9 protein-coding genes are annotated in these 13,022 nt (G+C 65.7%); 1 reads left to right on the top strand and 8 read right to left on the bottom strand.

The genetic code is table 11. From position 1 onward, the window contains the following. Window positions 1–11 precede the first annotated feature (11 nt). From DBW_RS02225 to DBW_RS02195, 7 genes are read right to left on the bottom strand one after another with little or no spacing between them, the layout of a single operon-like run. Entirely contained in the window at window positions 12–533 is a 522-nt protein-coding gene (locus DBW_RS02225) for a DUF4442 domain-containing protein (RefSeq protein ID WP_066723625.1), read from the bottom strand. Continuing rightward, window positions 530–2,527, bottom strand: a complete 1,998-nt coding sequence (locus tag DBW_RS02220) for an FAD-dependent oxidoreductase (protein ID WP_066723622.1) — start codon at window positions 2,525–2,527, stop codon at window positions 530–532. The genes DBW_RS02225 and DBW_RS02220 overlap by 4 nt, the downstream gene beginning before the upstream one ends. 25 nt (window positions 2,528–2,552) lie before the next feature. Further along, a complete protein-coding gene (locus DBW_RS02215; protein ID WP_066723619.1) occupies window positions 2,553–3,494 on the bottom strand; it encodes an MBL fold metallo-hydrolase in 942 nt (313 codons plus the stop codon). Between the two features lie 41 nt (window positions 3,495–3,535). Continuing rightward, window positions 3,536–5,314, bottom strand: a complete 1,779-nt coding sequence (locus DBW_RS02210; RefSeq protein WP_066729633.1) for an acyl-CoA dehydrogenase family protein — start codon at window positions 5,312–5,314, stop codon at window positions 3,536–3,538. Between the two features lie 41 nt (window positions 5,315–5,355). Continuing rightward, entirely contained in the window at window positions 5,356–6,531 is a 1,176-nt protein-coding gene (locus tag DBW_RS02205) for an acetyl-CoA C-acyltransferase (RefSeq protein WP_066723616.1), read from the bottom strand. A gap of 51 nt (window positions 6,532–6,582) precedes the next feature. Further along, window positions 6,583–8,973 carry a 3-hydroxyacyl-CoA dehydrogenase/enoyl-CoA hydratase family protein gene (locus DBW_RS02200; RefSeq protein WP_066723613.1) on the bottom strand — a complete coding sequence of 797 codons (2,391 nt, stop codon included), beginning with the start codon at window positions 8,971–8,973 and terminating at the stop codon, window positions 6,583–6,585. Between the two features lie 2 nt (window positions 8,974–8,975). Next, complete coding sequence (locus DBW_RS02195; RefSeq protein WP_066723610.1) at window positions 8,976–10,811, bottom strand: AMP-dependent synthetase/ligase; 1,836 nt, start codon at window positions 10,809–10,811, stop codon at window positions 8,976–8,978. Window positions 10,812–11,238: 427 nt separating this feature from the next. Here DBW_RS02195 and hemL point away from each other — a divergent pair, with 427 nt between their 5' ends. Further along, window positions 11,239–12,522 (top strand): glutamate-1-semialdehyde 2,1-aminomutase, encoded by a 1,284-nt coding sequence (gene hemL / locus DBW_RS02190; RefSeq protein WP_066723606.1) that lies wholly within the window; start codon window positions 11,239–11,241, stop codon window positions 12,520–12,522. Between the two features lie 80 nt (window positions 12,523–12,602). On the opposite strand, the gene msrB is transcribed toward hemL, so the two are convergent. Continuing rightward, window positions 12,603–13,004 carry a peptide-methionine (R)-S-oxide reductase MsrB gene (gene msrB, locus DBW_RS02185; protein ID WP_066723604.1) on the bottom strand — a complete coding sequence of 134 codons (402 nt, stop codon included), beginning with the start codon at window positions 13,002–13,004 and terminating at the stop codon, window positions 12,603–12,605. Window positions 13,005–13,022 lie beyond the last annotated feature (18 nt).

Raw genomic sequence — 13,022 nt, 5'->3', positions numbered from 1 at the left:
GCAACCACTCTTCAGGCCGGGCGGGTGCGCACCTTGTCCCAGGGTTTGATGTGCCAGGTGATCCGCGCCCGCGCCACCAGGTTCCCTTGGCGGTCGCTCACCAGGGTCTCGAATTCCTTCACCAGCTTGTCATGCTCCTGCAGCGGCTGCAGTACCTCGGCGGCCAGCTCCGCGTCACTCAGCACGCTCTCGGCGATGATAGCGCTCCTGGCCTGATAAAGGTAGTCGATCTCGAGGTGCGCCATGATCAGCCGGTAGCGCACCGGGTCGAGCCGCGAGAGGAGGAGCATGCCGGAAGAGAATTCGGCGACGGTGGCGATGCAGCAGGCGTGGACGCCGCCGATATGATTGTGATTGCGACGCCGGTAGTCGGCGGTGGTGCGCACCCGGTCAGGGCCGAGGTCGAGGATGCGGACCCCGTGGGGGCGGTTGAAGGGGATCATCCGCCCGAGGAGGAGGTTCAGCACCCGCAGCCAGAAGCTTGAGGTGCGGGCCCTGGCCAGCAGACCGGGGAGGCGGGCGAAACTCTTCATGCGACCTCCTGTGCGGCGAGAAAACCCTGGTGGACGGCGTCGAGGACCAGCCCCGGCCGGCGGGCATCGCCGACCAAAGTGCAGGGGATGGCGAGCTCGGCGCAGAGCGGTTCGAGGCTCGCTTCGGCGCGGGTACCGACCGCCAGCACCACGCTGTCGGCGGGGAGGAGCAGGGACTCGCCGTGACGGGAGATCGTGACCCCGGCGGGACTGATCGCTTCGACCCGGCTCTCGGGAAAGCTGGCGACACCGTAGCGCTCCAGGTCCTGCAGCATGGTCCAGCGCGTGGTTCTGCCAAAATTGCCGCCCAGCTTGCCGAGCATTTCGACCAGGCTCACCTGGCGTTTCCCCCGCGTCGCCAGCCGGCGCAGCTCGCTCAGCTCTTCCGCCTCATGGATCAGCAGAAACTTGAGGACCTCGGCCGACAACGTCCCCTCCTCGGCGAGGGCCAGGGCCACCTCGATACCGACGGCACCGCCGCCGATCACCACCACCCGGCGACCGACCTCGGCCCGCCCCGCCAGCACCTCCCAGGCCTGCACCACCAGCGGCAGCTCGATCCCCGGAATCGCCGGTGTCAGCGGTTGGCCGCCGCTCGCCAGGATCACCCGGTCGGGCCGCAACTCCTCCAGCAGGCGACGATCGACGGTGCAACTCAACCGAACCGCGACCCCGGCGGCCGCCACCTGGCGAGCCAGGTCGGCAGCGAGGCCGGCAAACTCCGCCCGCCCCGGTGGGGCGCCGGCCAGCAGCAACTGCCCACCGAGCTCGTGGCTGCGCTCGCAGAGGGTGACGCGGTGACCGCGGCGGGCCGCCGCCAGCGCGGCGCTCATGCCAGCGGCGCCGCCGCCGACCACCAGCACCCGCTGCGGCATGGCACTGGCGACGAAGGCGCGATCGAGTTCGTGGCCGGCGCGGGGATTACAGAGGCATTCGATATGACGCATCTTGAAGAGGTTGTCGAAACAGCCCTGGCCGCAGGCGACGCAATGGACCAGCTGCGCCTCGCGCCCCAGGCGGGCCTTGTTCGGCAGCTCGGGATCGGCAATCAGCGCCCGTCCCATCGCCACGGCGTCGCACCACTGGTCAGCGAGGAGCTCGCGGGCGGTGGCCGGATCGTTGATGCGGTGACCGAGAATGACCGGGATCGTGACCCGTTCCCGGATGCCGCGGGCGAGGTAGGCGAAGGCGCCGCGCGGCACCTTGGTGACGATCTGGGGGAGCTGCGCCTCGTGCCAGCCGACATTGACACTGAGGGCGTCGGCACCGGCCGCCTCCAGCGCCATGGCAAAGGCGATCAGTTCTTCGCGGCCGTTGCCGCCGGGCATGAAGTCGTTGCCGTTGAGGCGCACGATCACCGGCAGGCCGCTCTCCTCTTTGACCGCAGCCACCACCGCGCAGCCGAAGCGCATGCGGTTTTCCAGGCTGCCGCCCCAGGCGTCGTCGCGTCGGTTGGTGAGGGGGGAAAGGAATTCGCTGATCAGGTAGCCGGTACCGGCCAGGATCTCGACGGCGTCGAAGCCGGCGGCGGCGACCCGCCCGGCGGCGGCGGCAAAGGCTTTGATCAGGCCATCGATTTCGGCACCGCTGAGGGCCCGCGGGGTCTCCCCGGTGAGGCGGGACGGCAGCGCCGAGGGGGCGACCGGCTGGAGGCCGCCGGTCAGCAGCGAATGATTGTAACGGCCGGCGTGGTTGAGTTGCACCGCGGCGCGTGCGCCGCCGGCATGGAGGGTGGCGGCAAGCCGGGTCAGGCCGGGGAGGAAGCGGTCGTCATGGGCGCCGATATGGCCGGGATGCGCCGCCAGCTCATCGACGCTGGCGTAACCGACGCTGATCAGGCCGGCGCCGCCGCGGGCGCGCTCGGCGTAGAAGGCGCAGAGGCGGTCGCTGACCTGGTAATCGTCGCAGAGGTTAAGGTGCATCGCCGGCATGACGATGCGGTTGGCCAGGGAGAGCGGGCCGATCGCCAGGGGGGTGAAGAGGATATCGCTCATGGTGGACTCGTCTCGCGCTAAGGGGTTAAGCCGCCAGGGCAGCGAACTGCCCGGCCAGCGGGGCGAGCAGGCCGATGCCGGCCAGCGCCTCCCGCAGCAGCTGCGGCCGGCGCAGGAAATCGCGCATGAAGAGAATTTCGGACGCTTTCAGGTAGATATGAAAGTCGTGCCGCAAACTGTCGCCAAAGAGTTCACGCACCAGTTGCGGCAGGCTGGCGCTTGCGGGGCAGGACTGCAGCCGGCCGGCCCGCTCCAGCAGCTTGCCGACATAAAAGAGGATGCTGGCATCGATGCTTTCGATGTACTCGCGGTGGCCCGGCAGCACCTTCCGGCCGCGCAGGGTGGCGAGCTGCTCCAGGGTGCGGCAGTAGGCGCCGTAGTTGTCGAAGCGCTCCCCGGTTTCGAGATCGACATCGAGCAGCGGCGACTGGAAGATGCCGCGCAGCATCACGTCGCCGGTCACTGCCCAGTCTTCCCCGGTCAGCACCAGATCGCTCTGGGAGTGCCCGGGGCAGGCCACCACCGCCAGCCCGAGATGATCGGGCAGCCCCTCCTCGATCGTCCGGAAGCGGGTCGGGAAGGCGGGGAAGACGCTGCCGTCGAGCATCGTGGCACGCAGGCCGGCGGCGAACTGCCGGGAAAAACCGAGTTCGAGCAGCAACGCGCCGAGGTGTTCGAGGCGCTCCTGGTGGCGTTCGATCTTCAGCGCGTCGCGATAGGGGAGCCAGATCTGGGCGCCGGTTTCCGCCTCGAGCCAGGCGGCCAGGCCGTAATGGTCGATATGACAGTGGGTGACGATGACATGGCGCAGCTGCGCCAGGTCGACCCGGTTGGCGAGCTCATCCCGGGCCTGGCGGGTCGGCGGCCCGGTGTCGAAGAGGACCAGCTCGCCACCCAGTTCGCCGCTGTAGCAGTGGACCGGCCCGACCGGATAGGGAGTGTCGAGGGTATGCTGGATCAGGCTCATGGTGGTCGTGACGGGGGCGGGCAGCCCCGCCCCCGCTTCCGTCAGAAGAGGTACTTTTCGCTCTCGTTGGCCGCGGCCGCGAGGAGGCGCTTGGCCGGCAGCAGCCCGGCGGCATCGTAGCGGGTGAAGCGCCGCACTCCGGAGAGGATCATGGTCAGGGTATCCCCCTCCTCGATGTAGAAGGCCCCCCGTTTTGCCGCGGTGGCGGCGCGCTCGGCGCCGTGGAAGGCGATGCTCTTCAGCACCGCCTGCAGCAGGCCGCGTTTTTCCGCGCTCGCCTGGCCGGCGATCTTCTCGACCCGCAGCAGGCTGCTCTCGATGGCGAAGATCTCGATCGCCAGGTCGGCCGCGGCGAGGAGCATCTCCTGCTCGTGCTGCAGCTGTTCACCGTGCTTCTGCACCGCGGCGCCGGCGAGGATCAGAAAGAGGGTCTTGAGGTTTTGCACCAGCAGTTTCTCGGCGGCATAGGGATCGCTGGCGTCGAGTTCCTCGAAGGAGGGGGTCATCAGCGACTCGAAGGCCTTCATCGCCTCCTTCTGCAGCGGCAGCTCCCCCTTGAGCGACTTGCGCAGGATCATGGCGGGGATCAGCAGGCGGTTGATTTCGTTGGTCCCCTCGAAGATGCGGTTGATCCGCTCGTCACGGTAGAAACGCTCCGCCGGATATTCGGCGGTGAAACCGTAGCCGCCGTGGATCTGCACCACCTCGTCGACCACCGTCGCCAGCACCTCGCTGCAAAAGACCTTGATGATGGCGCATTCGACCGAGTAGTCCTCGATCGCCTTCTGGTAGTGCTCGTAGTAATCCGCCCCCCCCTTGGGGATGGTCAGCAGCTGGTTGTCGATCATCCCGGAGAGGCGGTAGATCATCGACTCGGAGGCGAAGAGACCGGCCTGCATGTCGGCGACCTTCTCGCCGATCGCCCCGAACTGGGCGATCGGCGTATTGAACTGCTTGCGCTCGTTGGCGTACTTGATGCCGACCGCCATCGCCCCCTTGCCGGCGCCGAGGACCGCGGCGCCGAGCTTGAGGCGACCGACGTTGAGAACGTTGAAGGCAATCTTGTGCCCCTTGCCGATCTCGCCGAGGAGGTTCGCCACCGGCACCTTGCAGTTGTCGAGGATGATCTGGGTGGTCGAGGAGCCCTTGATGCCGAGCTTCTTCTCTTCGTTGCCGACCACCAGTCCCTCGAAGCTGCGCTCGACCAGAAAAGCGGTGAATTTGGTCTTGTCGACCTGGGCGAAGACGGTGTAGAGGTCGGCGAAGGAGCCGTTGGTGATGAACTGCTTGGTGCCGTTGAGGATGTAGTATTTTCCATCCTCGCTGAGCGTCGCGCTGGCCCGGGCGCCGAGGGCGTCGGAACCGCTGCCGGGTTCGGTCAGGCAGTAGGCGCCGAGCCACTCGCCGGTGAGGATCTTCTCGAGGTACTGCGCCTTCTGCGCCGGGGTGCCGTAATAGACCAGCGGCAGGGTGGCGATGCCGGTATGGCAGGCGTAGGCAACCGAGAAGGAGCCGGAAGGGGCGATCTTCTCGGCGGCGAGCATGCTCGTCACCTTGTCGAGTTCGAGTCCGCCGTACTCCTCGGGGCCGTCGATCATCAGCAGGCCGAGCTCGCCGGCCTTCTTCATCCCCTGTACCACCAGGTCGAAGCGGCCGCTGTCGATCTCCTCGAGGTGGGGGACGACTTCGTTTTCGATGAACTCGGTCGTCGTCTCGGCGATCTGCCGCTGTTCGTCGCTGAAATCCTCCGGAGTGAAGACCTCTTCGGCCAGTGACTGCTTGACCAGATACTCACTCCCCTGCAATGCCTGTCGGTCCATTTTCATCTCCGTCTCTCCTTGGCAACCCGGTTTCGGGAAGATCAGATCCGTTCAAAGATACCAGCCGCGCCCATGCCGCCGCCGATGCACATCGAGACCATCCCGTAGCGCCCCTGGCGCCGCCGCAGCTCGTGCAGCAGGGTCGCGGTCAGCTTGGCGCCGGTACAGCCCAGGGGATGGCCGAGGGCGATGGCGCCGCCGTTGACATTGATGATCTCCGGGTCGAGGCTGAGGTCGCGGATCACCGCCAGCGACTGGGCGGCGAAGGCCTCGTTCAGTTCGAGGAGCTCGATGTCGCCCTGCTTGAGGCCAGCCAGCTTGAGCGCCTTGGGGATCGCCTCGACCGGACCGATCCCCATGATCTCCGGCGGCACGCCGGCGGCGGCGAAGGCGACAAAACGGGCCAGCGGCTCCAGGCCGGACTTTTTCAGAAAAGCTTCGGAAACGACCAGGGTCGCCGCGGCGCCGTCGGTCATCTGCGAAGCGTTGCCGGCGGTGACGCTGCCGTCGACCTTGAAGACCGGCTTGAGCCGGGCCAGGCCGGCGGCGCTGGTATCGGCGCGCACGCCGTCGTCACTGGCGACGGTCTCCTGCTGCCGCTGCAGCTTGCCGCCGCTCAGGGCCACCTGCTCGACCTCGACCGGGATGGTCTCCGCGGCAAAGCGTCCGGCGGCGAGGGCGGCTGCCGCTTTCTGATGGCTGGCGGCGGCGAAAATATCCTGGTCTTCCCGGCTGATGCCATACTTCTCCGCCACCAGCTCGGCGGTCACCCCCATCGAGGCGAAGGACTCGGGCCATTCGGCCTGCAGCCCGGGGTTGGCGCTGTACTTGTTCCCCCCCATCGGCACGCAGGTCATCGACTCGGTGCCGCCGGCGACGATACAGTCGGCGAAGCCGGCGCTGATCCGCTCGGCGGCGAGGGCGATGCTCTGCAGGCCGGAGGAGCAGAAGCGGTTGATGGTCATCGCCGGCACCTGGTAAGGGAGCCCGGCGCGCAGCGCCGCGATGCGCGCTACGTTCATCCCCTGCTCCCCTTCCGGGAAAGCGCAGCCGAGAATGACATCCTCGATGGCATGGGGATCGACGCCGGTACGCTCCAGCAGGCCCCGGATCGCCAGCGCCGCGAGGTCGTCGGGACGCATATCCTTGAACTTCCCCTTGTGGGCGCGGCAGCCGGGGGTGCGATAGGCGGCAACGATATAAGCTGTTTTCTTCATCGAAATCCTCCGTGAACAGGCGTAATCACCTGGTGGCTCATCCCTGGGCGGCTAGTTGCGCAGCGGCTTGCCGGTCTTCAGCATGTGCTGGATGCGCGCTGCAGTCTCTTTCTGACCACAGAGCTTGAGGAAGGCCTCCCGTTCCAGGCGCAGCAGGTACTCCTCCGAGATCAGGGTGCCGGGGGGCACGTCGCCGCCGCAGATCACCGTGGCGATGGTGCCGCCGAGCTGCTCCTCGTATTCGGTCACGAAGCCCCCCTGGCGCAGGTTCCAGAGCTGGCTCTTGATGCTCGCGGCGATGCTGCGCCCGGGCGCCGGCAGGCTCTCGAGCGGCTGCCCCGGCCGGAAGTTGACGGCCAGCGCCAGCACCTTCTGCTTGGCGTCGGCGATCAGCCGCTCCCGGTCCATGGTGATCGAATCGCCGTGCCGCAGATAGCCAAGCCCGTAGAGCTCGGCGGCGCCCATCGAGACCTTGGCCATGCCGATGTTGCGGAAGTTCTTGAAGAGGAAGGGGGAGACGTCGGTATCGAACTGCTGCGCCAGGGCCACCGCCCGCAGGCACATCTCCTTGGTGCCGCCGCCGGCGGGGAGGAGCCCGACGCCGATCTCCACCAGCCCCATGTAGGTCTCGGCGTGGGCGACCACCGCCGAGGCGTGGAGGGTGAATTCGGCGCCACCGCCGAGGGTCATGCCGAAGGGAGCGACGACCGTCGGCACCCGGGCGTACTTCAGCGCCATCGTCGTCTTCTGGAAGGTGCGCACCATCAGGTCGATATCCTCGAACGCCCCCTCGGCCTGGGCCACCGCCAGCAGCATCAGGTTGGCGCCAACCGAGAAGTTGGCCCCCTGGTTGGCGACGACCAGCCCGACGCCGTCACGCTCGGCCCGGGCCACCGCCTTCTGGGTGAGGGCGAGGATATCGGCGCCGAGGCTGTTCATCTTGGAGTGGAACTCGAGGCAGAAGACGCCGTCGCCGAGATCGTGCAGGGAGGCGCCGGCATTCTTCTCGACCACGCCGCCGCTGCGGCGGATCACCTCGAGATTGATGGTGCCAGCCGGCTGCGGCAGCGGCAGGAAGCCGCGCGTCACCAGGTCGAAGTACTCGGGCTGCCCCTGCTCGCTGTAGCGGTAGAAGCGCTCGACCCCCTTCAAGGCCGCGGGCACCGCGACGCCGTCCTGCTCGGCACGGGCGACAAAGGCCGGCACGCCGATGGCATCGAGCATCTCGAAGGGACCGAGTTCCCAGTTGAACCCCCACTTCATGGCGTTGTCGATGTTGACGACGTCATCGGCGATCTCGGGGATGCGGTTGACGGTGTAGATCAGGGTGTCGCGCAGGGTGCGCCAGGCATAGTCGGCGGCCTGGTCGCTGGCGCCGACCATCTCCCGCACCCGCCGCGCCGGGTCGTCGACCTGCTTGACCGCCGCCAGCGAAGCGAACTGGGGCTTCTCGGCCGGCCGATATTCCCCCTTTTGCCAGTCGTAGGCGAGGATCGTCTTTTTGCCGGCGGCATCGGTACTCTTCTGGTAAAACCCCTTGCGTGTCTTGTTGCCGAGCAGGCCATCCTTGATCATCTGCTGCAGAAAGGCCGGAACCTTGAAGACTTCGCGCTCCTCGTCGCCCTGGAGGAGCTCAAAGGAGTTGTTGGCGACATGCACCAGGGTATCGTTGCCGACCAGGTCGGCGGTGCGGAAGGCGGCCGACTTGGGACGCGCCGTCGCCGGGCCGGCGACGGCATCGACCGTTTCGATCGACAGCCCCATCGCCTGCATGTGCGCGATCCCCTTGAAGATCGCGTAGACCCCGATGCGGTTGGCGATGAAGTTGGGGGTATCCTTGGCGTAGACCACCCCCTTGCCGAGGCGCCGTGAGACGAAATCGGCCAGCTGCGCCACCACCTGCGGATCGGTCTCGGCGCAGGGGACAATTTCGAGCAGCCGCATGTAACGCGGCGGGTTGAAAAAGTGGGTGACGAGGAAGTTGCGCCGGATTTGTGCCGGCAAGGCCTGGGCCATGGCGTTCACCGACAGGCCGCTGGTATTGGTCGAAAGGATTGCCCCGGGCTGCAGGTGGGGGGCGATCCGTTCCAGCAGCTGCAGCTTGATCGGCAGGTGTTCGATCACCACCTCAACCACCCAGTCACAGGCACCGAGCCGGTCGAGATGATCCTCGAAGTTCCCGGGGCGGATCTGCGCCGCGTACTCGGCGAGGTAGAAAGGTGCCGGCTTCTGCTTCTGCAGCGCCGCCAGCCCCTCGGTGGCAATGCGGTTGCGCACCGGCGGGCTGTCGAGGGTCAGACCCTTGGCCTGCTCGGCGTCGTTCAACGCTTTCGGGACGATATCGAGCAGTTCGACCTGCAGGCCGGCATTGGCGAGGTGAGCGGCGATGGTTGCCCCCATCACCCCGGCGCCGAGCACGGCGACCCGATTGATCTGTTTCATCTTCAACCTCCCCTGACTGGTGATTCGGTTCTCTTTTCGAAATAGAGACGATCGATCTTGTCCTGGTACTTTTCACAGATGACCTTGCGCTTGAGTTTCAGCGTCGCCGTCAGCTCCCCCCCTTCGATGGAAAAGTCGACGGGGAGAATGGCGAAGGCCTTGATGCTCTCGTAGGGCGGCAGCTCGGCATTGACCACCGCCACCCGCTCGGCGAAGAGCTGAAGAACCCGCTGATGGGCGACCAGGTCCTCGATGCCGATATAGTTGATCTGCTCCTCCCGGGCCAGCTCCAGCAGCCGCTCGAGATTGGGAGTGAGGAGCGCGACCAGGAAGGGGCGCCGGTCGCCATAGACCAGCGCCTGGGAGATAAATTTATCGAGCTTGAGCTTGTTTTCCAGAGGCTGGGGGGCAATATTCTTGCCACCGGCGGTGACGATCAGCTCCTTCTTGCGATCGACAATATAGACGAAGCCGTCAGCATCGATGCTGCCGATATCGCCGGTCAAAAACCAGCCGTCCTGGAAGGTCGCTGCCGTCGCCGCCTCATCGCGGTAGTAGCCGCGCATCACCTGCGGTCCGCGGGCGAGGAGCTCGCCATCGGCGGCGAGGCGAATCTCGGTCTGCTCCAGCGGCTGGCCGACGGAGCCGAAGCGCATCGCCTGCGGGCTGTTCAGGGTCAGGGCCGGGCTGGTTTCGGTCAGCCCGTACCCCTCGTAGGTCGGGATGCCGAGAATCCACATGAATTCGTTGATCTTGCGGTCGAGGGGGGCGCCGCCGGAAATGCAACTGCGCAGGCGTCCGCCGAAACGCTGCCGGATCTTGCTGAAGACCAGGCGATCGGCCAGGCGGTAGCGCACCTCGAGCAGGGGCGCCGGCCGCTCGCCGGTATGGCGTGCGGTGACATGCTGGCGCCCGACTTCCAGCGCCCAGTGAAAGAGACGGCGCTTGGCGGGAGACATCTGGTGGGCGGCTTCGTGGATGCGCGAATAGATCTTTTCGAAGAGGCGGGGGACGCTGACCATGATCGTCGGCTGCACTTCCCCCATGTTCTCCACCACCTTTTCGACACTTTCGGCAAAGGCGATGTGGCAACCGCAGATCAGGGCGGCATGGTAACCGGCCGATCGTTCGAGGACATGGCTCAAGGGGAGGAAACTGAGAAAGACCTGGTCCGGCTGCAGCCCGCCGAGACAGCGCAGGCCGGCCCAGGCGTCAAAGAGCATGCTCCCCTGGCTCAGCATCACCCCCTTGGGGACGCCGGTCGTCCCCGAAGTGTAAATGATGGTGATCAGGTCGGCGGCGCCGAGACCGTCGATCGTCGCTTCGATCCCGGAACGCTCCTCCGCGGTGAGCGGATGGGAGACCTCCGACAGCTGGTAGAGGGTGTAGACCGGCATCTCCCGTTCGCCCAGGAAGCGCTCGAAAGAGAAGACCTGGCTCACTCCGGGGAGACTTTCACGTACCTTGTACAGTTTCTGGTACTGGGTCCGGGTCGAAACGAAGACCGTCTCCACTCCGGCGTGGTTGAGCACATAGGCAGCCTGTTCCGGGGTGTTGGTGGCATAGATCGGCACCGTGATGGCGCCGACGGCCTGAATGGCGAGATCGGAGATCGCCCAGCCGGCCCGGTTTTCGGAAAAGATGGCGACCCGGTCGCCCGGCTTGATCCCGATCTTGCGCAGCCCCCGCGCCGCCATCAGCACCCGGTCGTAGAGGTGGGCGTAGGTCAGTCTGACCCAGGCCCCCTCCTTCTTGTAGCTGATCGCCGTGTTGCCAGCAAACCTGGTGGCGTTCTCCCTGAGCATGGCCGGAATCGACCGGAAGGGGACCTCTTTCATGGCGAACTCCTTTGTGCTCCCCGCGACCTCGCTTCAATATTACCTTAACGTACACGTAAAGGATATAACCAGACATACACCCTGCTGGGCGGGCATTAAAAAACTGCGCCCCTGAGCCGATCTCTTTCCACCCTTATAGATGCTCTTTACGTTCAAGTCAACTCATTTTCAAACGTTTTTTTATAATTTCCCGCCACACACTGAAAACGGCCGGCAAAAGTGCCGGCTGGCTCGTCTTTCATGTTATATTTTCACAAAAAGCGAGGCCATTTTAAGACCTGCTTCCGGTCGCCGCGCCCGGCCCCGGGCAGGCGCCAGCTTGACAGCCCCATGGGGGGTATGATACTCAGTCCCCTGTCCCTGCATCCCCTGTTTTTCAGCCTTTTGACAAAAACCGAGGCGTCCTTCCAACTGCCGTGAGGAGACCATGAACCATCAGAAATCGACTGCCCTGTTCACCGAAGCCAAACGGATCATCCCCGGCGGGGTGAACAGCCCGGTGCGCGCCTTCAAATCGGTCGGTTGCGACCCGATTTTCATCGAGCGGGCCGAAGGCTCCAAAATCTACGACGCCGACGGCAACGCCTATATCGACTATGTCGGTTCCTGGGGTCCGATGATCCTCGGCCACTGCCACCCCAAGGTCGTCGAGGCGATCCAGACCGCCGCCAGGAACGGGGCGTCCTACGGTGCTCCCACCAAGCTCGAGATCGACCTCGCCGAAATGGTCTGCGCGGCCTATCCCAATATCGAGATGGTGCGCATGGTCTCGTCGGGGACCGAGGCGACGATGAGCGCCATTCGCCTCGCCCGGGGCTTCACCGGTCGCGACAAGATCCTCAAGTTCGACGGCTGCTATCATGGCCACGCCGACTCGCTGCTGGTCCGGGCCGGCTCCGGTGCGGCGACCTTCGGCGTACCGACCTCCCCCGGCGTCCCGGCCGACTTCGCCAAGCACACCCTGACCGCGACCTACAACGACCTCGCCGACGTCAAGACGCTGGTCGCCGCCAACAAGGGGGAGATCGCCTGCATCATCCTCGAGCCGATCGCCGGCAACATGGGGTGCGTCGCGCCGAGGCCCGGCTTTCTCGAAGGGCTGCGGGCTCTCTGTGACCAGGAGGGGATGCTGCTGATCGTCGACGAGGTGATGACCGGCTTCCGCGTTGCCTACGGCGGCGCCCAGGAGCGCTTCAAGGTCTACGGCGATTTGGTCTGCCTCGGCAAGATCATTGGCGGCGGCCTGCCGGTCGGGGCTTTTGGCGGCAAACGCGAAATCATGAGCAAGCTCTCCCCCGACGGCGGCGTCTACCAGGCCGGAACCCTCTCCGGCAACCCACTGGCAATGAGCGCCGGCATCGCCACCCTCAACCTGTTGCGCGCTGAAGGCTTCTACGACCGCATCGAGGAGAAGAGCGCCTACCTGGAAAAGGGGCTGCGCCAGGCGGCGACGGCGGCCGGGGTCGCGACCTCGCTGCAACGGGTCGGCGGCATGTTCTGCACCTATTTCCAGGCGGAAGAGGTCTTTGCCTTCGCCGATGTCAAGCCGGAGGCGCCGCAGATATTTGCCCGCTTCTTCCGCGCCATGCTCGAAGAGGGGATCAATCTCGCGCCGAGCCAGTACGAAGCCGGCTTCATGAGCATCGCCCACAGCACCGAGGACCTCGACCGCACCATCGAGGCGGCGCACCGGGCCCTCGCCAGTCTCTAGACACGCTCACTTATCAATAGACAACAAGGCCCGGCCAATTTGGCCGGGCCTTGTTGCATTGATGCGAATAGGGCGCTGATTCACGCCTCTGCTGCAACGAACTCCAGGGCCGCCGAATTGATGCAGTAGCGCTGACCGGTCGGTGCCGGCCCGTCGGGAAAGACGTGCCCGAGGTGACCGCCGCAGCGGGGACAGCAGACCTCGGTGCGGCGCATGAAGAGGCTTTTGTCCTCGCGGGTGGCGACGTTTTCCGGCTTCACCGGCCGGGTGAAGCTCGGCCAGCCACTCCCGGATTCGAACTTGTCGGCGGAACTAAACAGCTCAAGTCCGCAGCCGGCGCAGTGATAGCGCCCGGCCTCATGGTTGTCCCAGTACTTGCCGCTGAAGGCCCGCTCCGTCCCCGATTTGCGCAGGACATGGTACTGCTCCGGAGAGAGCTGCGCTTTCCATTCTGCCTCGCTTTTACTGATTTTAGCGGTCATAACGACTCCTTTTCAGGA

Origin of the sequence: Desulfuromonas sp. DDH964 (genome assembly GCF_001611275.1) — a bacterium.
Lineage (GTDB): Bacteria > Desulfobacterota > Desulfuromonadia > Desulfuromonadales > DDH964 > DDH964.
This window is presented reverse-complemented; position numbering and strand designations above follow the sequence as displayed.

Coding starts and splice junctions, on each gene's coding strand:
- DBW_RS02210 (WP_066729633.1), bottom strand. CDS start 5,314: ATGGACCGACAGGCATTGCAGGGGAGTGAGTATCTGGTCAAGCAGTCA.
- DBW_RS02205 (WP_066723616.1), bottom strand. CDS start 6,531: ATGAAGAAAACAGCTTATATCGTTGCCGCCTATCGCACCCCCGGCTGC.
- DBW_RS02215 (WP_066723619.1), bottom strand. CDS start 3,494: ATGAGCCTGATCCAGCATACCCTCGACACTCCCTATCCGGTCGGGCCG.
- DBW_RS02200 (WP_066723613.1), bottom strand. CDS start 8,973: ATGAAACAGATCAATCGGGTCGCCGTGCTCGGCGCCGGGGTGATGGGG.
- hemL (WP_066723606.1), top strand. CDS start 11,239: ATGAACCATCAGAAATCGACTGCCCTGTTCACCGAAGCCAAACGGATC.
- DBW_RS02225 (WP_066723625.1), bottom strand. CDS start 533: ATGAAGAGTTTCGCCCGCCTCCCCGGTCTGCTGGCCAGGGCCCGCACC.
- msrB (WP_066723604.1), bottom strand. CDS start 13,004: ATGACCGCTAAAATCAGTAAAAGCGAGGCAGAATGGAAAGCGCAGCTC.
- DBW_RS02220 (WP_066723622.1), bottom strand. CDS start 2,527: ATGAGCGATATCCTCTTCACCCCCCTGGCGATCGGCCCGCTCTCCCTG.
- DBW_RS02195 (WP_066723610.1), bottom strand. CDS start 10,811: ATGAAAGAGGTCCCCTTCCGGTCGATTCCGGCCATGCTCAGGGAGAAC.